The 386-nt window shown below is 72.0% G+C and carries 1 protein-coding gene; it reads left to right on the top strand.

The annotated features are described in order from the left end of the window. On the top strand, positions 1–386 hold a 386-nt coding region (locus tag ACXAFN_RS18330; protein WP_474991173.1), incomplete at both ends, for a VCBS domain-containing protein.

The raw sequence follows: 386 nt of genomic DNA, 5'->3' as shown, positions 1-386 counted from the left end.
CCGGCGAGTCGACCAGCGACAGCCTGGATATCCGCATCGACGACACCGCGCCCGAGGCCGACGACGACCGTGCCGCTACCGACGAGGACGCCACCACCGCGATCGGCGGCGACGTGCTGGGCAACGACGACACCGGCGCCGACGGCCTCGGCGAGGTCGCCTTCGACGCCGACGACGTGGCCGCGGCCGAGTACGGCACCTTCGTCGACAACGGCGACGGCAGCTGGTCCTACCGGGTCGATTCCTCGAACGGCGCCGTGCAGGCGCTGGACGACGGCGAGTCGCTGACCGAGACCTTCGCCTACACCGTCACCGACGCCGATGGCAGCCAGAGCACCGCCACCCTGACGGTGACCATCAACGGCGCCACCGACGCGCCGCCGACC

Source organism: Halomonas sp. ABH4_019 (genome assembly GCF_056159885.1).
Note: the sequence above shows the minus strand (reverse complement) of the source record. Positions and strands in the feature narration are given on the sequence as shown.